This window comes from Streptomyces naganishii JCM 4654 (assembly GCF_014650575.1).
GTDB classification, from domain to species: Bacteria; Actinomycetota; Actinomycetes; order Streptomycetales; family Streptomycetaceae; genus Streptomyces; species Streptomyces naganishii.
On sequence record NZ_BMVF01000002.1, the window covers coordinates 120,349 to 140,608 of the forward strand.

A 20,260-nucleotide genomic window follows, 5' to 3' on the forward strand; every position below is an offset into this window, starting at 1 on the left:
GATTCGCACGCAAGCGTGAGAAGAAGCCGATAAACCTCGTCGCCTGCCAATCCCCTCCGCACCCCACCCCCGCCCCCCGGACAGGGCGACCGAGGCCCGTACCCCCCAAGCGCGGAACCGTTCCGCCGCGCGGACCGCCCGACGCACGCCGCACGCCCATCCCCGGGCGTGCCGCACCCCACCCTCTTCCCATATTCGAACGCGTATACGAACATGGCCCCATGGCCACCATCGACCGGCAGGCCACGACGCTGGCCCTCGCACACGCGCTGTCAGCCGCCGAACGCGGCCTGGCCGTCATCCCCCTGTCCCGGACGAAGCTCCCGGCCCTGCGCTCACCCCACCGCGACGCACCGTCGGCACAGCCGGCCGCCCCGCCCTGCCACGGCGAGTGCGGCCGCTTCGGCCACGGTGTGTACGACGCCTCCACCGACCCCGCCCGCATCCGGGAACTGTTCGCCGCCGCCCCCTGGTCCACCGGCTACGGCATCGCCTGCGGGCTGCCACCGCACCACCTCATCGGCGTGGACCTGGACGTCAAGACGGGCACGGACGCCTCGGTGGCCCTGCGCGAACTGGCCCTGCGCCACCTGTTCACGATCCCCGCCACGGTCGTCGTGCTGACCCCGAGCGGCGGCCGCCACCTGTGGCTGACCGGCCCGCCGGACGTCGTGGTGCCCAACTCGGCCGGCCGTCTGGCTCCGGGCATCGACATCCGCGGGGCGGGCGGCTACCTCGTCGGCCCCGGCTCCCGCACCGACCAGGGCGTGTACGCCGCCGCCCCCGGCACCGCCCATCTCCCGCCCGCGCCCTGCCCACCGGCCCTGCTGCGCCTGCTGCTCCCTCCGCCGCGCGCCCCGCACCAGCCCGTGCCGCCCTCCTCGGGACGGCACGGTCAGGGTTTGGTGCAGTTCGTGCTCGCGGCCCACCAGGGCCAGCGCAACACCCGCCTGTTCTGGGCCGCCTGCCGCGCCTACGAGAACGGGATGGGCCCCGCGCTGGTGGCCCCCCTCGTGGACGCCGCCGTCAGCACCGGCCTCACCGAACGCGAGGCCCGCGCCACCGTCGCCTCGGCGGCCCGCCTGACCGGGTACCGGGCGTGAGAAACCCAGGGGGCGCGACGGAACGCCGTGCGAGGGTGCGGGGCATGTCGCCGACCCACGTGACCCTCTCCAACGGCCACTCGCCCGGCCTTACCGGGCCGCGGTCCCCGCTCCACTGAGCGGCGACATCAGCGTCGGGCAAAGCGGCCGGATTCGATCGGAACATGCTCAACCAGGTGCTGGCCGTTGAGCAGCCGCGAGCACGGCTGGGAGTCAGCGTTCGTGCGCGTGGAGGAGCCTCGCCGCGAGCCGCTTCGGCGACAGCGGCGGCATGGCCGGCGCCGATGCCACCGCCGTATGCGAAGGCGACGCCGTGGCAGTGCGGGCCGGCCTCTGCGCCGCTCCCTCGGCACCGGTGGCCGGCGTCGCCGACGAGGCGCACCCGGCAAGCACACCGGCGGACGCCAGGGTGATTCGGCGCAACCGTGATCCACCCGGAGGGGTGCGTGTGCGAGCACCCCGAAACGGGCCACCGAGCAGTTGAAACCCGTATAAGGTCCCCTCTGCACCAGTTCGATTCCAAGGGGGGGTCCCTTTGCGTGCTCGTTTCGCCGTCGCATCAGCGGCGATAGCCATGGCCGGCGTCTTCTTCAGCGCACCGACCGCGTCCGCGGTGACGCTGCCGTCCACCAACACCGCCCATCACTGCGTCCGCCACACCACGGGCGTCTGTGGCTGGACGCACCACCAGAGGCCCAAGGACAAGTACGAGACCGCGAAGTGCGTGGATGCCACGCTGTCCTACTCGCGGCACTCGCAGGGCACCTGCTCCCACCACCACGGCGTCCGCTACTGGTTCAAGTAGACCCGGCGGGCGGCACTCAGCACACCGGCCTCTGACCGTCCCGCACGGTCGGAGGCCGTCCCGCTGCTCACAGCGCGGAGGCGGTGGACGGCCCCCGGTCGAGCGAACATCCCCGGTAGTCACGAGGCCAGATCGTGGTACATGACGTGGAGGCCGACCGGACCCAGCGCCGGATGCCGGAACGCGCCGGGAACGGTGCCGATCAGGGAGAACCCGAGACGCTCGTACAGCTTGACCGCCGGTGCGTTGGAGGCCGCCACGGCGTTGAACTGCACGCCGGCGAATCCGCTGCTCCGCGCCCAGTCCAGCAGATACTCGCCCAACGCCTGGCCGACACCCCGACCGCGTGCCTCTGGCGCGACCATGAAGTTGCCGCTGGCGATGTGCGAACCCGGGCCCGGTCGGTTGGCGTACATGTTGGAGGTGCCGAGTACACGCTGGTCCTCCACGGCCACTACGACTCGCCCTGGCGGCGGTACCACCCACAAGTCGTGCGCCTGCGCCTCGGTTTGCATCGGGTCGTAGCAGAAGGTGTCCCCTTTGCGGATGATCTGCTCGACGATCGGCCAGACCTGCGGCCAATCGGACTCCTCGAACGCTCGGATCTCCATCCGCGTGAGGCTAACCAACGGTGATCGGCCCTCCCACCGGTTTTCCCCGGCGCCGGCACGGCCGGCCGACCTGCCCATGGGCGGCGGAGGCCGGCCCCTGTCCGGCCCCCATCCGGGCGCGATGCCTGCCCGGCGTCCTGGCAAACGAACGGCCCCCGACCATCAGCTCTGGTCAAGGGCCGTTCCTCTGCTTTGAGCTGCACTGACGTCACGCGCGGCCTGGTTCTTCAGCATGTTGGCCCACACATGGCCCACGGGTGCCCCGCGGGACTCGAACCTGCGGCCAACCGCTCAGAAGATGCGGGCACACCGTGGTGAGGCGGACCGGTGGCCGAGCGCCGCCGCTGTGCCGGATCGCTGAACGCTGCTGCCGTCCACCGTCGTTGCCGTCAGCCCTGCCGTCACTGCCATCAGGCACGCGGTGTGCAGTCCAGACGATTCGAACGATCGGGCGGGAACAGCACAGCCGCAGGAGCAGGCACAGCAGGGCGTCCCGTTGGGGCCGTCGCGGATGATGCTGGTCGCGCGGAAGGTAGAAGACTCCGCGCAGGCTGCGGCGGTAGCGCTTGGATCGGTGCAGGTTGCCGGTGCGGCGGCCGGTATCGCCGTGGGACGGGGACCAGTCCGGCGGCTGAGGCGAGGTGGCCGGCGTCGGTGCAGGCGGTGAGGTCGCCCGCGGCGACGACGGACTCGGCTCCGAGGAGAGGCCCGTGCGGGCAGTGACTCGATGATCTCGGCAGTCATAACGATCGGGTGAATAACAGCGGAGCGAGGCAACCACACAGCAGCTCTACAAGTCACACACCCGCAAGCCACAGCGCAAGTCCCAGGGGGGACCATGAGCCAGCAGTACCCGCCCCAGCCCCAGCAGCCCGGCTACGGCGAGCCCCAGCAGCCCGGCAGCAACGGCCTGGCCACCACCGCACTCGTCCTCGGCATCATCGCCGTCATAGTCAGCTTCATCCCTGTCCTCAACGTTGTCGTCTGGCCGCTCGCGATCCTTGGCATCATCTTCGGCGCCATCGGCCTGTCCAAGGCGGGCAAGGTCCGCAAGGGCAAGGGTGCCGGCATCACCGGCCTCGTTACGTCGGCCGTAGCGATCATTATGTTCTTCGCCATGAACGCCCTGTTCTTCTCCGCCGTCGACAAGGCCAGTAAGGAGCTGGACAAGTCGTACGACTCCGCCACCGTCGGCGACGGTAAGTCCAAGACCGGCGGCGCCAAGGAGTCCGAGGTCATGAAGGACTTCAAGGTCACCAAGTGCGACGTGGTCACCGGCGACTTGGGCATCAAGGAGATGGCCATCCACGTCGACTACGCCAACCACGGCGACCGCCGGTACTCGTACTTGGTTGAGGGCGAGGTCCTGGCCGACGGCAAGAAGGTCAACGACTTCATGTCAACCGCCGAGAACCTTGCCCCGGGCCAGAAGTTCACCGACAAGGATGCTGGTGCGCTGGTGAACGCGGACGAGATCAAGGACGCCAAGAAGCTCGAGTGCAAGACCATCAAAGCGTCCCGAACTGACTTCTGATCGCTGACGTCGCGCGACGCTGACCACCACCCCCAGGCCTCGCCGCGTACCCCGCAGCGGCGGGGCTCGCCGCATCATGGAGACCATGGAGTCGCAGCGCGGCACGGGCGACGGCCAGGCTGGAGCGGGACGGAGACATGAGGGCCGGCCCGCGCACGCCGCGCTTGCGCGGCGACTTGAGGGGGCAGGGAAACTTGGACCGAGACCCCGTTCGCATGGCCGGCCGCGCCGTCATAGCCCTGACGCAGAGCAACCGGCGCGGACACTAATCCACCCTGGTGGCGGCCGCATGGCGCCGGCAGGTCGCAGTGGGGATTCAACGCGGGACGCCACGACCAGGAACCGGACATCGCCGCCGGCTGGCCGCCGCGGGCAGCTACGGCGTCCTGACACGACAGGGCGCCCCCGCCGGGGGCCTGGCCGGCCGCCGGGGCACTCCATGATGCGCAGTGCGCGATCGCCTGGTAAGGCCGGCCGCTCCGTGAATCCTGGCCGCAGGTTGGCCGCACGCGCTGGTCAGAGGTGGGATACCCGCGAATCAGGGTGAGACAAGATGCGCACAGAGGGGGTGCCCCGGATGACGGGGCGCCCCCTCTGACCTGCAATGTCTATGACCTGCGCGGAGGCGGTGGGATTTGAACCCACGGTGACATCGCTGCCACGACGGTTTTCAAGAGCGTCAAGGCGTCCCCGTTCTCCTCTGCTCTGAGCTGCACTAATGTCACGCGCGGCCTGGTTATCCAGGATGTTGGCCCACACATGGCCCACGGGTGCCGGGACTCGAACCCGCGGCCAACCGCTCAGAAGATGCGGGCACGCCGTGGTGAGCCGGACCGGTCGCCGAGCGCCGCCACTGTGCCGGGTCGCTGAACGCTGCTGCCGTCCACCGTCGTTGCCATCAGCCCTGCCGTCACTGCCGCCAGATGCGAAGTGGGGGGCCTGCCATGCCGGTCGGCTGAGGCCCCCAAGGAGAATGAGGAAACATCACCCGCCGGGGAAGACCTCCAGCCATCATGAGACTGCCGTATCGCTTGATCCACGGAGCCACGCGTGAGTTTGCACGACATTCGCGTTTTCATGTCCCAAATGACTCATGAAATCAGCAGTGAATATGCGCGCTTGCAAGCCAGGGCTAGAGAAGACCCCGGCACCGCCGGCAGCCAAGGTGAAGAAACGTGGGCACAGCTTCTACGAAGGTGGGTCCCTTCGGGTTATCACGTCGTCCCTGGAGGAAGGATCATCGATACAGACGGCAACACAAGTCCACAAGTAGATATTCTTATCCTCCACCCTTCCTACCCTCCAGGGCTGCTCGGAATTAAGCACTACCTGGCATCAGCCGTAGTCGCCGCTTTCGAGTGCAAGTTGACCCTAACTAGGGCCCACATTAAAAAGAGCGCCATTTGTGCAGCCTTACTGGAAGATATGATGTTGCGGGAGGGGCGCCCTCCAGGCGAGTTCTTCTACGGCGTACTCGCCCATTCACATTCATGGAATCAACGTTCCAATCCCGCCTACAGGGTGTATCAGGCCCTGTGGGACTACGGGGAAGAGTTCACCAAGCGACCAGGTCAGTGCATCGATGCTCTCTGCATCGCAGATCTCGGGGCTTGGCTCGCAAACATGACCGTAATGCAGGGCGAGGTAGAGCTATGCCACATGGGACCCCTCGAATCTCTCGTTAAATCTTTCACCCCGAAGGAGGCGCACGAGTCTTCAAATACTAGCCCGGCACCTGAGCCGATAACTCGAACGATCGCACACCTGCTGGAGAGAATGGGCGACAACCAAAACGGCATGGATAGAGTCGCCGGATATCTTCGGAAAATTGGCTCGATCGGCACACACGTAGGGGCCGCAAAGGTATTTGAAGGTCTCTCCACCAAGGAGATACCTAGCTATGCTATCGACATTACTGACTTGATGGACTCCACAGAGACAGTGGACTAAGTCCTGGGATTATCCCACCACTCAGAGCTCCCATCCCGTCCGCGGTCGACCCACACACCGTGCAGCGGGCGTGGTCCATGGCGTCCAGGTGGAGCGCACCGCTGTACGAACGGCCTGGACACCATGGGCCGCGACTGCTCGGCTCTGTCTGGGTCGACGGCGGACGGGATGGGAATCTCCCCGCGCACACCACAACGGACCCGCGGGCGGGTACGCGCCCCCGCCCTCCCGGTGCCGGCCCATCCCCGCCGGAGGCACTGTTCTGACTTCGGCTGGGCCGTCTCACCCATATCCCGGCCTGGTCTTCGCCCCTTGTGGGCGCGGACGGGCGACGGCGCGCGGCCCCAGTGACGAAGGCAAGGAGGGGCGGCGCGGCGGCGACCGGCCGGCGCCGCCGCGCTGTGCGCGGCAACAGAACACCTCTTCTGCCCAAAGGAAGTGACGCTGGATCGGTTCTCTGGCGAAGCCCACCCGCCAGCGGATCTGGCTACGCTGAGGCGCGGGCCTGCTTGAACGTGGGTGCCGACACTCGCGCCCTACGCAGGTAGGGCTGTCGTTCCTGGCGCCGGGGGCAAGCCGGCGACCTTCCGCTTTTCAGGCTGTGACCTGGAGCGCTGGGCCCTGAGCATGGGGTAGGCCGAGGGGTCGGAGTAGTCCGTGTTTGTGCGCTGCTGTTGGCACATGAGTTGGCGTACTTGCGCGCGAGCGCGCCCCGTGAGCACCTGCCAGGGGGACACCTGGTCGCTCACCACCCTGGTGCTCACTAACCCGTGCGGTGTGGGTCATGCAGGCGTCAGGATGAGGTGCCTGGTTGGCCCATGTTCACAAGTCGAGAGTGCACCGTGCCGGACTCGGTAGCCATTAAGACCGCACCCGAACCTCGACGTCGCGGCAAATCACGTATGGCGCTGCCGTCAATAGCCTTGTTCCCGGTGACATTTTCTCAGCCGCCGACGCTAACGATATATTAACGACCGTACTAAATAGGCTAATAGCGGACATGCGGCAAGGGTTACGCGTGATGTAAATCACTCTCACTGCTCAGTGTAGTGAGACCTAAATCACTCTCTACAGGTAGGGGTGCACTGAGGCGCGGGAGTGCTGACCTGGAAGGGTAGGATTAGTGATGTCGGTCACACACTGCACCCGCGCGTTAAGATCACGATTGACGTATTGGCAATTCAATGCTAAGAGCGGGACGATTCGGGCGTACCTCGCATCGCCGCACGTGAATCCCCCAAGGCGCGAGGCCCCATTTGTCCGTTACGGCGTTAATAAAGCGCCGACACGCCGATGGTGGTACCGGTCACGCAGCATTTGTGGCGCAGCACACGTTGCTTGCTTCCCTGAGCCCCACGGTGAGCCAATTGCTCCAGCGCCCAACGGGGGTGCTCCCACTGGCCTTTGGCCGCAGTCTGCCCTCTGGCACGACTGCGGCCCCCTGCTCTAACAGGGGGCCGCCGGGCATTGTCGCGACACCTAGAAAGGGGCCGTACCCGTGGCCCACTGTAACGACGGACTCTGCACGCGCCAGAAGAAGGAGACGAGCGTCACTCCGCGGAAGCGGAATCTCCTCATTGCCGGAGGCGTCTCGACCGCCGGTTTTGCTCTCGGTGCGTGCCTCATGACGGGCCTTGTCATGCCCGACGAGGCCACCGCCCTGGCCACCGTGGCCGGCACGACCGTCACGTCCGCGGTCATCCTCATCCGCCGCCCCTCGCCCACTTTCGTAGGCCCCGACGGGGGCGGGCACGCGAGCCAGGACAAGTAGAAGAGCATGTCTTGAGCCCCGGACGCAGACGAGCGTTCGGGGCCAGCCCCTGCCTGAACGTCCGATCGCCTGACCTGCTCCTAGTCTCTTGATGCAGCGTTGTGGGCCGCCCGCAGGGAGCAGTGCAGCAGCGTCACCCTCGTTCCGCGGCGTCTGGCACGAGCCGGCTCGTGAAGCCGCCGTCTCGCAGGCGCTCGTACGCTGCGGTCACGTCATAGGGGATGCACTCCTCGATCATGAATCCCTGCTGCGGGTAGACCATGAGTCGTTGTTGGGCGCCGACCAACATGTCGATCACTAGGCGAGCGTCCCCGATGGAATCGACGTACTCGGTCAGGGACATGGGGGTGGAGGCACTGAGCCACTCGACTTCGGGCCACAGCTTGCGTGCGGTCGCGTAGGCCCGTCGTTCCTCGTACGGCTTGCTGATCAGCAGGACGGATGACACAGAGACGCGGCGTTCCTCGAGCAGCGCGCGGGAGAAGCGGATGTTCTCTCCGGTATTCCGGGCCCGCGGCTCAACGAGGATCGCATCGGCCGGCACCCCCAGCTCCATCGCCCGCTCGCGGTAGTGCTCAGCCTCGCCGCGCGGCATGCGGTCGCGCGTCGTCCGGCTGGTCGCCCCGGTGAAGACGATGAGCGGCATCATGCCCCGGTGGTAGAGAGCGGCGGTTGTGTCCGCGACTCCGAGGTCATGACTGCCGAGTCCGATCGCGACAGAGCATGGGTGCAGTTCGTGCCCCATCTGCTGGAAGTCCCAGAGCCGCTGAGCGTCGGCCCATGCCTGTGCTGAGATCACTTGCTCTCGCCCTCCGCTTTCGCTGAGTCGGGGACCTTGAAGTCGTAGGTCCATGAGAAGCGTGTCGCCGCATGGACACCGATGGCGAATTCCACCACGGTGCCGTCCGCCGTGTAGGTCGTCCGGTGCAGCTCTACCACCCACTCGCCGGGCGCGAGCTGGAGGAGCTGGGCTTCGTCCGCCGTGGGGATGCGAGCGAACAGCGTCTCCTGCATGTGGTCGATCTCGTATCCGGCGTCATACAGGACCCGAAAGCCTCCGCCCCGGCCGGCGGGGCCCGGCGTCGGGTCGACGATGCGCGTGCCTTCCACGTGCTCGGGACGGTAGTAGCTGGTCAGTGTGTGCGTCGGCTGTGAGCCTTCCTTGACCACGCGTGCACGTGCGTAGACCTCGGCACCTTCCGGCAGACCGTGCGCTTTGGCGACGACGACCGGCGCCTTCACCCGGCTGACGGTCTGCGTCTGCTCGTTGCGCTTGTACGCGCGCCCGGACGCCACTCGGTCCGCGATGAACGCGACTTCGTCTCCGTCCCGCCACTTGGCCTTGTCGTACCGAGCGATGCCGAGCCGCTTGAGCGGGGTGCGCTCGCGCACGACCGTGCCGTGTCCCCGTGACGAGGTGACCAGGCCCTCGGCTTCCAGCGCTTTGTAGGCCGCATGGACTGTGGACTTCGAGCCTTCACCTGCCTCTACCAGCTCTCTGATCTGCGGCAACTGACTACCGGGCGCGTACTGGCCGTTCCGGATCTGTTCGGCCAGCCGGTCCGCAAGCTCCCGCCATTTGGGCGCCATGCAGCCCTCCTCTCGACAGGGACCAGTGAAACACAGTCCCAGGACTGTTGACAGTCCTGGGACTGTGCGCCATTGTCTTGCTCGGCGGCTCGCAGTCCCAGGACAGCGAGTGCGGAGGGTCCTATTTGGGCTGTCCGAACGTAGGGCGGATGACGCTGCAAGACCGCCCGTTAAGGCCAGAGATCAGGGCTTCGGCCCGACTGGCGAGGTGGCCCGGTGACCGCGAGCAACGGCCGGAGGGTGGGGACGAAAGAGCCCCCTTGCAGTGCGTTTCCCCTTCCTTTCGATCTTCAGGAGTTCTGATGCGTCAACGACAGCTTTGGGCGTCGCCGTGGTGGACCGGCCGGCGGCGCCAGTGCCGTAGCGCGGTCCACCCCTGGTCTCGCAGCGCCAACGCTGCGGCCGGCTGCCTCTCCCGTCCGTCCGTTCCGCGCACTGCGCGAGGGCGTACGGGCGGGAGTGCGGGGAGCCGGGGCCGGTCCGCCGGCCGGTTCCGTCATCCACAACCACGGCAGGAGACCGCATGACCGGCGAAAACGCGCAGGAGTCGACCGACCTGACCGCCCCGGAGAACGTCGAGCGGGGTGAGCAGGTCTACGACCGGATCACGTCCGGTCAGTGCCAGAACGTCACGGCGGAGCTGGACGCCGCCTACGGCCACGCGCCCGAGCGCGGCTGACCCCATCCACCCACGAACGGCGCACCCCCCGGAGCGGCTACTCCGGAGGGTGCTGTCGGGCCGTACAGCCAAAGGAGCTACGACCCATGGAGCACATCGGTGCACTTCACGCGGTTGTTACCGCTGACGAGTACGACCGCGAGCCCACGGCCGCGGAGCTGGACGCCATCGAGCGGGAGCTCCCGCTCATCGCGGCGGAGGTCGAGGAGCTGGACGTGCGGATCTGTCTGCTGGACCGGCCGGTGAGCGAGCTGGACGCGCGCCGGCTGCGCCGGGCCCGTCACCGGGTGCTCGCCGCCCGGCGGGACCTGGCCAACCGCACGGCCAGCGCGGGTATGGCGGGCGGTGCGGCATGAACGACGTCATGACCGCGCTCGCTGCGGTGGCACCGCTCGCCTCGGGATGGGCGTGGCACGGTGTCACGATGCGCCGCCGACTGGCCGCCGCGCGCAGGGACCCGCTGTCGGGTCTGCCGACGCGGGCCGCGTTCGAGAGGCGGGCTGACCGTGCGCTGGCCCGTGGTCAGCACGTCGTGATCGTGATGGACCTGGACGGGTTCAAGGGGCTCAACGACGCGTTCGGGCATGCGGCCGGAGACGCGGCGATCCGTGTCACGGCCATGAGCCTGACGGGCTTCCTGAACGGCCGGCGTGGCAGCGTGGCTGCCCGGCTGGGCGGGGACGAGTTCGCCGCCGTCGTGCCTGTGACGGACCGGGTGGCGCTGCCGTGGCTGCTGGGCGGTCTGCACGGTGCGGTGACTGCGCCGTTTCGCTACTCGGGGCGTGACCTGGCCGTTGGTGCGTCGATCGGTGCGTGTGTGACCTCGGACCTGCCGGTGGCTTCGCTGTCTCTGGCGCTGCGGCGGGCGGATGAGGCCATGTACGAGGCCAAGCGCGCCGGGGGTGGATGGCGCATCGCTGAGGGCCCTGCGCTCACCCACACCACCACGGCCGGCCGCCGCACGGGCCGCCCGGGAACGAGCCGGGGGGAGGCTGCGTGATGCCGGGCACGTTCACTGCGCAGATGTCCATGCGGCGGGGCCGCTGGCGCCTGTACGTGGTGCTGCTGAACACCACCGACCCCTGGCCCGAGTACAACTTCGGCACGGCCACGGTGCCCACGCTCGCGCAGCGCGTGAACGCGTTCAGCGTGCTCGGCTTCGAGCCGCTGCCCGGCGCTGCGTGGGAGTGGACCGAGGACAGCGAAGTCCCCGGCGACCCCGCCTCGCCGGTCCTGCTGATCGCCGCCGTTCATGTGCGGGCGGTGGGGGCGTGAACACCGTTCAGATCCGTTCAGCGGAACGCGCGTTGTCGGCCGGTACGTGGCTGATCGTCGGGGGCGCGATGCTGTACTCGATCCTCACCGTGACTCCGCTCGCGGCCGGTCACACGCCCGCGAGGTGGGCGTGGACGGCCCCGATCCTGCCGCTGGTCGTTGACGCCGCGGTGGTCATCGTGGTCCGCCTGGACGCGGTGCTCGCCCGGCTCGGGGGACACGGCGGCAGGTGGCCCGTCGTGCTGCGGTGGATGACCGGCTGCATGACGCTGGCGCTCAACGTGGCCGACTCCGCGTTGAAAGGCGACCTGGTGGGCGTGGCCGTGCACGCGGTCGCCCCGCTGCTGCTGATCGTCACCGCCGAGACGGGGCTCGCCTACCGGCGGGCCATCACCGCCGCGGTCATGGCGCTGGAGGCCAGGCAGCAGGCCGAGCGGGAAGCCCGCGAGCAAGCGGCCACCGCCCGGCGCGAGGAGGCCGCCCGCCGGGCGCGTGAGGAACGCGAGCACGCCGCGGCGCTGGCCCGTGAACAGCGTGAGCACGAAGCCCGCATGGCCCGTGAACAGGCCGAGCGGGAAGCCGCCGTGCGGCGCGAGGAACGCGAGCACGAACAGGCCCGCGAGCGAGCCGAGCAGGCCGAGCGTGAACGCCGCGAGCGGGAGCATGAACACCTCCAGCGCGAGCGTGAACGCCAAGAACGCCAAGCCCGCGAGCGGGCCGAGCGGGAGCAGCGTGAGCGGGCCGAGCGTGAACGCCGTGAACGCCAGCAGCGCGAGGAGCAGGCCGCGCGTGAACGCGCCGCACTGCTGGCTCGTGGCCCGGCCGCGGGCAAGCTCCCAGAGGGAGAGGCGCGGGCGATCGTAGCGGCAGCTTTCGCTGCGGAGTTGTCGGTGCGGGCTGCGGCTGAGTTGTGCGGCTGGTCGGTCGGCTGGGTCTCCGCCCGCTACGCCGAACACCGCGCCCCCGGCTCGGGCGGCGCTGAGCTGGCGATCGCTAGCCACTGATGGCCGGCATTCCTGTCTACCGGTGGCGGCTGGCACCGGAGGGTTTGGCCACGGTCCGCCAGCTGAGGGCGATGAACCTGCGCCCCGGCGGTCAGGACGTGGCAGCCCAGATCGAGCGTCCGCGGCGGCGCCGCGACCCGCTGGTCGCCTACCTGTACTCGATCGAGCAGGCCAAGCCCGTGCGGCCGATGACGCCCGCGAAGTGGGCGGCACTGGCCAAAGCGAACGCCGCCCGGCGCAGGTGCCCCCAGTGCGGTCGGGATGCCGGATACATCATCCCGCCCTCGCTCGGCATGTGCGCCACCTGCGCCTTTCCCGAGGAACAGTGCGCCGCTTGAAGCCCTGTTGGCAGGCCCGGCCGAACACCTTCCACAGCAACCGGCCGGGCCCTACTCCCCAAAAGGAGTGCTCTCAGCATGACGGAACTCAGCACTGAGCCGGTAGCCGTCGAGGCTGCTCCCACCGCACCGCCCCCGCCGCCCGAGCCGCAGACCACCGCCGCACCCGTCGCGGATGTGGACCACACGCCCGGCGGCTGGCCGGTGGTCCCGCTCGCCCTGTCCGGGGCGAACACGACCGTGGGCATGGTCGCCGCCGCGTCCCTTGCCGGCGGCCCGATCGCCGCCATGGTCGCCGCAACCGGCGCCGTGGTCCTCGGGACGGTCGCCGCGGCCCGATCCCGCACGCCCAACGCCCGCCGCGACGCCCGCCGTACTGCGGCCCGCGCGGCCGGCCGCAACGCCGCCCGCAGCACGGGCCTGCGCAGCGGTACAGGAGCAGGCGGCAGCCGATCCGGCGCCGGTCGTTCGTCCGGGTCGCGGGCCGCTCGCTCCGGCGGCCGGTCGGGCAGCGTTCCCGGCCAGCACCGCCGTACCGGCCCGACCGCCCGCCACGGCAGCACGGCAGCGGGCACCAAGTCCCCTGGCAAGGCTGGTCAGGGTCTGTCCAAGCGGACGGCCAGCGGCGCGGGCAAGGCCGCGGGCCGGGCCGGGCAGATCCGGGCCCTGCGAGGCTCCCAGAAGGCCGCGGCCGGGTCCCGGGCCGAGCGGCGGGCGCAGACCACGGCCGCGCGCCGTGCGGTGGCCGATGCCCGCCGCAACGCCAAAGCCGCAGCCGGCAAGGGCGGGTTGGGCAAGCGCGGCAGCGCCGCCGGGCGTCTGCTGGGCGGCGCGGTGCGCAGGGCCCGGGCTGCGAGGGATGCGGCGATCGCCAAGCAGCGTGCCAAGCGCGACGCCAAGGCGGGCGGCACGGTGGCCGCGCAGCGCGCCGCCGTGCGCAGGGCACCCGCCCGCAAGGCGGCGCGTAAGGCGCTGCGCCGGTCCGCGGCCCGCTTCCACGGCCGCCGCCTGCTCGCCGCCCTGTTCGCCCTCCCGATCGGCCTGCTCGGACTGATCACGAGCCCGATCGGGCGCAAGTTGCGTCTCCCGTGGCTGGTCCACCCCGGCCGCCGCCTGTACCGGCGGTTGGTCGGCGTCGCGGCCGCGCAGCGCGCCGAGCGTGACGCCGAGATCCGCCAGGAGCAGGCCGAGCAGGAAGCCGCCGCCGACGCGGAGGCCGCCGAGGACACAACCGGCGGTATCGCGGACGGCGTTCAGCGGCCCGCGGCCAAGGTCCCCACCAGCACGAACGATCCCATCAGTGAAGGAGAGAGCGTGTCCGGTTTCCGGTTCGAAGAGGTCGCGGCCGAGATGGAGCAGGCCGCCAACTCCTACGACCCCGACAACGCCATGGAGATCCTCGCCATGGTCGAGGGGCTCCCGGCCGCGCTGACCAGCGTGGCCAACGTCATGAAGCTCCTCGCCGAGCGCTCCGACAGCGAGTTCCCGCTGGAGAAGGAGGTCGCGGACGGCTTCAACGACATCTTCGGCGCCCTGATGAGCGCCGTCGCGGTCGCTGAGGACATGGGCCCGCTGTTCCGCCAGGCCCACGCGCAGGACATCGCCCGGCACGAGGACCCCCGCAACGGCCACGAGGCCGAGAAGGGCTGGAACGTCTGAGATGAGCAGCACCGCCACCGCCAAACAGAACGCCGGCAGTGGCCCGGTGCTGGACTGGGCCGCCGGTCACGGACCCGTGACCGGCGCCCTGTCCGCCACCACCGGAGCCTTCGCCGTCGCCACCACCGGCGCCGCAACCGCCATGCCCCCCGGTTGGGCCCTGGCCGTGGGTGCGGCCGGCGCCCTGGGTCACACCGTCGTGGGGCTGCGCGTGCGCAACGCCGGCCGCACCCTGGCCACCCGCGCCGCTTCCTGGCTCGTCGGTGCGGGATGGACCACGTGGGCCATGACCCACGGACCTCTCACGTGGGCTGCGCTCGGTTCGCTCGCCACGATCGGCGTCGGCATCGGCGCCGCCGCCCGATCCTCTGCCCTGTACGAAGAGGCCCGCGAGGAGGAGGCGATCGCGGCCGAGCAGCGGGCCATTGCGCGGGAGTTGTCCGCGGAGCGGCGGGCGATCGCCGCGGAATGGGTGGACCGCATCCAGCGAGTGTGCGGGATCACCGTGCGCGTGCTGGGGGTGGAGCAGTGGCCGACCGGGGCCGGATTCTCCATCGACGCCGAACTCCCGCCGGGCGGCGCCACCTGGAACAAGATTGCCGCCGAGTCGCCGCGGCTGTCCGCGGACGCCCGCCTGCCGCACGGCTGCACCGCCACCGCATCCCCCGGCATCCACCAGGGCCGCGTCATCGTCGACGTGACCACCCTCAACGTGCTGGAACAGGAGCGCACCTACCCGGCCGAATACGGGCCGCTGTCCCTGCACACCGGCATCCCGTGGGGCTACCGCACCAACGCCGAGGAGATCCGGGCCTACCTGCGCGAACAGTGCGCCCTCATCGTCGGGCCCACCGGCTCGGGGAAGACCAACCTGGTCCACTCGATCCTGGCCGGGTTCGCCCGCGCCGAGGACGTGCTGACCTGGGTGATCGACCTCAACGCCGGATCCGCCGGCCTGCCCTGGGTCCTCCCGGCACTCAACGGGGAGATCACCACGGCAGACGGCCCGCCCGTCCGGCCTGGCATCGACTGGCTCGCCGGGACGTTCGACGAAGCCATGACCATGCTGGACACCGCCGTCAGGGTCGCCAAGCAGCGCAAGATGGGCTACCAAAACGTGCTCGCCCGCGCGAACACGGATCTACTGCCCGTCAGCCCGAAGATCCCCCAGATCATGCTGGTCATCGACGAGGGCGCGGAGATCCTGGCCAGCCCCGACCGGCAGGTCCGCAAGCTCGGGGAAAAGATCCTGGAGGTCATCCGGATCGCCCGCGCCATAGGCATCCGCACCGTCCTGACCGCCCTCGGGGCGACCGGGAGCGTGCTGAGCAACCTCATGATCAGGCGGGAAGCCAAGGTCCGCGTCGCCCTGACCGGCGGTGAGACCGAGGGCATGGACCTGTCGAAGATGTTCCCCGGCTCGCGCGGGCTGCGCGTGGACCAGGCCCCGCACAAGGGCGCCGGGTTCATGGCCACCCCGGAGTCCCCGGCCGCGCTGTTCAAGGCCTGGCGCATCCTCCCGAACCAGATCCGCGAGATCATCGCCGCCACCTCCGACCGGCACCCGGTACTGGACGAGGTCTCCGCCAAGGCGGCCGGGGCCGCCTACGCCCGGCGCTGGGATGCCGAGCGCACCGCATGGATGCTCGACCGCACCCCCGACGACACCACCGGCACCACCCCGGCCGGGGGCGGGCTGAGCCTGTCCGCGCTGCGCGAGCCGAACACCGAGCAGGCCACGCCAGAGGACGAGATGCTGCGCCGCTTCCGCGAGCAGATCGACGCTCAGTTCGCCACCGCCGCCGACCCGCACACCCCGACAGCCGAGACGGCACCGCCGGCTGCGGGCGGGCTGAACCTGTCGGCCCTGCGAGGGGAGCAGGACAGCCCCGCCCAACAAGCCGCGCTCGCGCTGCTGCTCGCCGCCGGCACCGAGGGCACCGGAGCCTCCGCGATCGCCCGCGCCCTGGCCGACGAGTACGGCACGACCCGTCAGACGGTCGTGGGCTGGCTCAAGACCTGGACGCAGGACGGCACCGCGGTACGCGTCGGGGAGGGCACCAAAGCCCGCTACGTCCACCGCCGCCACGCCCCCGGGCAACCGCCCGAGAGCTGATCACTTGTCGCTTGTCACCCCCGCCAGAACACACGCCGCTGCGCCGGGCCTGGAGGCCCGGAAACGGCTTGTGACCTGCAAGGCGACAAGCGACAAGACAAGACAAGCGACAAGCCAGACGACAAGCCAGACGACAAGCCGCACGACAAGCGACACGACAAGCAGGCACGGGCAGCACCCGCACGACGCGGGGGGCTGCCCGCCGCATTGAAGGGACCCCGTTGTGCGCCCCGACACCCCCGCCGAGAGCACCCCCGACTCTGCCCCCTGGCACCCGCGGATGAGCGACGCGGAAGCAACCGCCGAAGCACAGCGCATCATCGCCGATGCCTACCGGCCCGTGCCACAGATGCCCACCCGCTACCGGGACACCGCCCCGCTGCCCGCCTACGGCAGCACCCCGCCCGTCCCCCAGCCCGACAGCCGGATCGTCCCGGCATGGGCCGCGGGCACCGCCGTCGCCGGCATCGGAGTCGGCGCCACGTGTGTGGGCGTCGGCTGCGGCATCTGGCTCGCCTGCCAGGGATTCGCCGCCGTCACGCTGACCAGCGTCCTCTTCGTCACCCTCCCGATCGCCGCGGTGGCCGCGGTCGCCGCCGCCATCGGATCGGCCGTGCGCTCACTCAAGGCCAGCCACACCGAGACCCACCACCACTACTCCGGGCCCGTCCGGCAGGAAACCAACACGATCACCGCCCCCGCGTACGGGCTGATCGCCCGCAACCGCAACAACCTCACCCGCTGACAACGCCAAAGGCGGCCCCCTCTCGCCAAAGACCGGGCCGCCCTTGTCCACCTGCCACTAACTGACCTGTGGAGGTTCCCAGCATGACGCAACCGACCGACATTCGGGGAGAGCACCTGCGTACCGCTCTCTCCCTTGCAGCCTCCGGGCTGCCCGTGCTGCCGTTACGAGCCGGGAAGGTGCCGTTCGGTAACTGCCGCCGCTGCGCCAACAACGCTTGTGGCGGCCGACCCAACATGAAGACCCCGGGCCCCTGCACGTGCCCAGGACCCTGCCACGGCTGGGCCGCCGCCACCACGGACCCGCACGTCATTGGCTCTGGACCCTGGCGCCGCGCGTGGCTACAAGCCGAGGCGGTCGCCTACCACCCGGGCGGGGCGGGGCTGACGGTCGTGGACCTGGACAACGCCGACGCGATCGCGTGGGCCCGCGAGAATCTGCCCGCCACCAAGGCTGTGCCCACTACCCGGGGAGAGCACTGGCTGTACCTCGGCCGGATGCAGTCCGCGAACGCGGTCCGGCCGGGCGTGGACATCAAGTCCACCATGGCCTACGCCCGGTGGCTCGGGTTCGGCACCGGCATCATGGCCTTCCTGCCAGATGCCGTACGCGCTCTCGCCGCGAACAAGCCCGCCCCGGCTCGCCCCTCGTCGCAGGCGGCCACGGCGCCCGCCCCGGCCGGTGGCGGTGAGTGCCGCCACCGTACGCCGGCGTTCCTGGAGCGTGGCATCGCCATGGCGGAGCAGCGCATCACCGGCGCGAGCGAGGCGGTGCACGCCACCGTTTACCGCACCTTCCTGGCCGTGCTCTCCACGCACGGCCGGTGCGGCTGCCTCACCGACGCCCACGTGGCGCGGCTGTTCGCCGCCGCGCAGGCCAAGGGCGAAACACCCCGGCACTGCACGGAAGCGTGGATCAACGCCCGCACCCGGTTGGGGCTGTGAGCATGGAAGACGACGACAAGAACCCGGCCCGGAAGGTCATCGCGGACTACGCCCAAGAGCGCTTCCGCTACTTCCGCACCGCCGACGGCACCGTCTACGCCCAGCGCAAGGGCCACCCCGTGGCCCGCCCCATCCGCTCACAGGGCACTACCGGCAGCCACCGCCAAGAACTCATGGTCGGCCTGTTCAAAGACGGGCTCGGCACGTTCAACGGCACCGCGATGAAGGAAGCACTCGACTTGATCGAAGCACTCGCCCTCACCGAGCAGGTCCAGCCCGTCCACATCCGCGTCGCCCCCGGCCTGGACGGGGCCACCTGGCTGGACCTGGGCCGCAACGACGGACAGTCCGTCCGCATCCACCCCACCGGCTGGGACATCCGCACCCCCGACCCCAGCGAGGTGTGCTGGCGGCGCACCCAGCTCACCGGCGAACTGCCCCTGCCCGCCAAGGACACCAACGGCAAGGGCATCGACCTGCTGTTCAGGCTGTGCAACTTCGCAGGCGCCGAAACCGAGTGCCTGGCCATGGCCTGGCTCATCGGCTGCCTGGAACCCTCCGTGCCCGTCCCCGCCCCCTTCCTCACCGGCCCCCAGGGCGCGGGGAAGTCCACGGGCGGACGGATGCTCATCCGGCTCATCGAGGGTATGACCGGCGACCTGCGCCGGGCCCCGAAGGACGAGGACAACCTGATCGCGGCCGTCGCGGCGGGATGGGTCACCGCACTCGACAACCTCTCCCACATGACCCCGGACCTGTCCGACGCGATGTGCTGCATCGTCACCGGAGCCGAGAGCGTCAAGCGCGCCCTGTTCACCGATGGAGACGTCTTCCGCGCCCGCTACCGCCGCCCCCTGCTCCTGACCGGGATCGACGTCGGCGTCATCCGGCCCGACCTCGCCGAGCGACTGCTCCCGCTGCGCCTGGAGCGGCCCAAGGTGCGGCGCACCGAAGCGGAGCTGTGGGCGGAGTACGCCGAAGCCCTGCCCATCATGCTCGGCTCCCTGCTGGACCTGACCGTCAAGGTCCGCGCCGCCACCGCGGAGACGCCGACCGACCTGCGCATGGCGGACTTCGCCCACCTGTGCGCGCAACTCGACGAAGCGATGGGGCTGGGAGCTCTGCGCGCCTACCGGGCCGGGCTGGACGACCTCAATGACGACGTTATCGAGGGGGACCTGCTGGCGCAGACCGTGTTGCAGTACGCGGCCGGCATGCAGCCCGGGGCACAGGAGCGGATGACGTCCGCCGAGTGGCTGCACCTCCTCACCCGGCTCTACAGCGGCGAGGAGGGCCGCCCGCTGCCCAAGGGATGGCCAACCACCGGCAAGGTGCTCTCCGACCGGCTCAAGCGCCTTCAGCCCACCCTCGCCGCACGCGGCCTGGTCGTCGACTGGGGACGCACCCGCGAAGCCCGCTACATCGAGCTGACCGAGCCCGCACCGGCGCCCGGACCGCAACAGGCACCTGCATTCTGACCCCGAAGTCACCGCACACCAGCAAGAAGAGCACCCCGGGCGACGCGCCGGGGGGTGCTCTTCTTGCTGTTCGGTGCGCAGCACCGCCCGAAGGACGTGCCGCGTAGCGGCTCCTTCTTCGCGTTCTGAGCCGCGCACAACCACAGACACCACCCCCCTCTTTTCCTAAGTAGGGGAACGCTGCGTCACCTGCGTCACACGCGACGGAAAACGGCCCCTGACCAGCCGAAACAGGCGTGACGCAGAGCCCGACCGTCTGCGTCATCCTGCGTCACCTGCGTCACGCCCCCCGTGACGCGCGTGACGCGGCGGTGACGCACCTCAATCGCGCTCCGTCACAGATTCCCGCAGGTCAGGAGCCTGAATGACGCAGGTGACGCTGTGACGCAGAAATCCGAACCTCGGACAGGTACGTGCTCCGCCATGACCAGAGCCTCAAAAGGAGACGACCGTGGCACGCCCCCAGATGCTCAAACTCGCCGAAGTCCTAGAAGAGATCGACATGAGCCGCGCCGCCTTCTACCGCATGCGCGCCCGCGGCCAAGCACCCCGCCTCCGCAAGCTCCCCAACGGCCAACTCCGTGTCAGCCGCGCCGACCTGGACGCCTGGTGGAAGCGCTGCGAGCAGCACGCCGCATAGATCACACCGCTACAACGG

20 protein-coding genes, 1 tRNA gene and 1 pseudogene are annotated in these 20,260 nt (G+C 69.7%); 17 read left to right on the top strand and 5 right to left on the bottom strand.

Annotated elements, in window-relative coordinates; all coding sequences use genetic code 11:
• Nucleotides 1-221: 221 nt before the first annotated feature.
• Nucleotides 222-1,103 (top strand): bifunctional DNA primase/polymerase, encoded by an 882-nt coding sequence (locus tag IE217_RS03380; RefSeq protein ID WP_190176177.1) that lies wholly within the window; start codon nucleotides 222-224, stop codon nucleotides 1,101-1,103.
• 535 nt (nucleotides 1,104-1,638) lie between these two features.
• Nucleotides 1,639-1,908 carry a DUF3761 domain-containing protein gene (locus tag IE217_RS03385; RefSeq protein WP_229865005.1) on the top strand — a complete coding sequence of 90 codons (270 nt, stop codon included), beginning with the start codon at nucleotides 1,639-1,641 and terminating at the stop codon, nucleotides 1,906-1,908.
• Nucleotides 1,909-2,027: 119 nt separating this feature from the next.
• Here IE217_RS03385 and IE217_RS03390 read toward each other — a convergent pair whose 3' ends face one another.
• Entirely contained in the window at nucleotides 2,028-2,519 is a 492-nt protein-coding gene (locus tag IE217_RS03390) for a GNAT family N-acetyltransferase (RefSeq protein ID WP_190176178.1), read from the bottom strand.
• Nucleotides 2,520-3,048: 529 nt separating this feature from the next.
• Nucleotides 3,049-3,275: pseudogene (locus IE217_RS03395) on the bottom strand (transposase); the annotation flags it as partial.
• 82 nt (nucleotides 3,276-3,357) lie between these two features.
• Here IE217_RS03395 and IE217_RS03400 point away from each other — a divergent pair.
• A complete protein-coding gene (locus tag IE217_RS03400; protein ID WP_190176179.1) occupies nucleotides 3,358-4,053 on the top strand; it encodes a DUF4190 domain-containing protein in 696 nt (231 codons plus the stop codon).
• Nucleotides 4,054-4,673: 620 nt separating this feature from the next.
• On the opposite strand, the gene IE217_RS03405 is transcribed toward IE217_RS03400, so the two are convergent.
• Nucleotides 4,674-4,752 (bottom strand) — tRNA-OTHER (locus IE217_RS03405).
• A 387-nt stretch (nucleotides 4,753-5,139) separates the two neighbouring features.
• Between IE217_RS03405 and IE217_RS03410 the strand changes: the two genes are divergently transcribed.
• Together IE217_RS03410 and IE217_RS03415 are read left to right on the top strand one after the other, a co-directional pair.
• Nucleotides 5,140-6,003: a DUF6602 domain-containing protein gene (locus tag IE217_RS03410; protein WP_190176180.1), complete on the top strand. Its 864-nt coding sequence runs from the start codon at nucleotides 5,140-5,142 to the stop codon at nucleotides 6,001-6,003.
• A 1,624-nt stretch (nucleotides 6,004-7,627) separates the two neighbouring features.
• Nucleotides 7,628-7,774 carry a hypothetical protein gene (locus IE217_RS03415; RefSeq protein WP_190176181.1) on the top strand — a complete coding sequence of 49 codons (147 nt, stop codon included), beginning with the start codon at nucleotides 7,628-7,630 and terminating at the stop codon, nucleotides 7,772-7,774.
• A 133-nt stretch (nucleotides 7,775-7,907) separates the two neighbouring features.
• Here the strand turns inward: IE217_RS03415 and IE217_RS03420 are convergent, their stop codons facing one another.
• Together IE217_RS03420 and IE217_RS03425 are read right to left on the bottom strand one after the other, a co-directional pair.
• Nucleotides 7,908-8,573 (bottom strand): YdcF family protein, encoded by a 666-nt coding sequence (locus tag IE217_RS03420; protein WP_190176182.1) that lies wholly within the window; start codon nucleotides 8,571-8,573, stop codon nucleotides 7,908-7,910.
• Nucleotides 8,570-9,364 (bottom strand): GntR family transcriptional regulator, encoded by a 795-nt coding sequence (locus IE217_RS03425; RefSeq protein WP_190176183.1) that lies wholly within the window; start codon nucleotides 9,362-9,364, stop codon nucleotides 8,570-8,572. Before IE217_RS03425 ends, IE217_RS03420 begins: the two co-directional genes overlap by 4 nt.
• Before the next feature lie 523 nt (nucleotides 9,365-9,887).
• On the opposite strand from IE217_RS03425, the gene IE217_RS03430 reads away from it, so the two are divergent.
• From IE217_RS03430 to IE217_RS03485, 12 genes are all read left to right on the top strand, one after another.
• Complete coding sequence (locus tag IE217_RS03430; protein WP_190176184.1) at nucleotides 9,888-10,043, top strand: hypothetical protein; 156 nt, start codon at nucleotides 9,888-9,890, stop codon at nucleotides 10,041-10,043.
• An 86-nt stretch (nucleotides 10,044-10,129) separates the two neighbouring features.
• Entirely contained in the window at nucleotides 10,130-10,399 is a 270-nt protein-coding gene (locus IE217_RS03435) for a DUF6284 family protein (protein ID WP_190176185.1), read from the top strand.
• Nucleotides 10,396-11,043: a GGDEF domain-containing protein gene (locus IE217_RS03440; RefSeq protein WP_190176186.1), complete on the top strand. Its 648-nt coding sequence runs from the start codon at nucleotides 10,396-10,398 to the stop codon at nucleotides 11,041-11,043. Before IE217_RS03435 ends, IE217_RS03440 begins: the two co-directional genes overlap by 4 nt.
• A 23-nt stretch (nucleotides 11,044-11,066) precedes the next feature.
• On the top strand, nucleotides 11,067-11,318 hold the full coding sequence (locus tag IE217_RS03445; RefSeq protein WP_229865006.1) for a DUF6303 family protein: 252 nt from the start codon (nucleotides 11,067-11,069) through the stop codon (nucleotides 11,316-11,318).
• Nucleotides 11,315-12,322, top strand: a complete 1,008-nt coding sequence (locus IE217_RS03450; RefSeq protein WP_190176188.1) for a DUF2637 domain-containing protein — start codon at nucleotides 11,315-11,317, stop codon at nucleotides 12,320-12,322. Before IE217_RS03445 ends, IE217_RS03450 begins: the two co-directional genes overlap by 4 nt.
• Nucleotides 12,322-12,660, top strand: coding sequence for an RRQRL motif-containing zinc-binding protein (locus IE217_RS03455; RefSeq protein ID WP_190176189.1), 339 nt, complete (start codon nucleotides 12,322-12,324; stop codon nucleotides 12,658-12,660). Before IE217_RS03450 ends, IE217_RS03455 begins: the two co-directional genes overlap by 1 nt.
• A gap of 78 nt (nucleotides 12,661-12,738) precedes the next feature.
• On the top strand, nucleotides 12,739-14,319 hold the full coding sequence (locus IE217_RS03460; RefSeq protein WP_190176190.1) for a hypothetical protein: 1,581 nt from the start codon (nucleotides 12,739-12,741) through the stop codon (nucleotides 14,317-14,319).
• A 1-nt stretch (nucleotide 14,320) separates the two neighbouring features.
• Nucleotides 14,321-16,435: an FtsK/SpoIIIE domain-containing protein gene (locus tag IE217_RS03465; protein WP_190176191.1), complete on the top strand. Its 2,115-nt coding sequence runs from the start codon at nucleotides 14,321-14,323 to the stop codon at nucleotides 16,433-16,435.
• Between the two features lie 223 nt (nucleotides 16,436-16,658).
• On the top strand, nucleotides 16,659-17,180 hold the full coding sequence (locus tag IE217_RS03470; RefSeq protein WP_229865007.1) for a hypothetical protein: 522 nt from the start codon (nucleotides 16,659-16,661) through the stop codon (nucleotides 17,178-17,180).
• An 83-nt stretch (nucleotides 17,181-17,263) separates the two neighbouring features.
• On the top strand, nucleotides 17,264-18,124 hold the full coding sequence (locus IE217_RS03475; RefSeq protein WP_190176192.1) for a bifunctional DNA primase/polymerase: 861 nt from the start codon (nucleotides 17,264-17,266) through the stop codon (nucleotides 18,122-18,124).
• Between the two features lie 2 nt (nucleotides 18,125-18,126).
• Complete coding sequence (locus tag IE217_RS03480) at nucleotides 18,127-19,602, top strand: AICE element replication initiation protein (RefSeq protein WP_190176193.1); 1,476 nt, start codon at nucleotides 18,127-18,129, stop codon at nucleotides 19,600-19,602.
• 451 nt (nucleotides 19,603-20,053) lie between these two features.
• Nucleotides 20,054-20,242, top strand: a complete 189-nt coding sequence (locus IE217_RS03485) for a helix-turn-helix transcriptional regulator (protein ID WP_190176194.1) — start codon at nucleotides 20,054-20,056, stop codon at nucleotides 20,240-20,242.
• The last annotated feature ends 18 nt before the right edge of the window (nucleotides 20,243-20,260 follow it).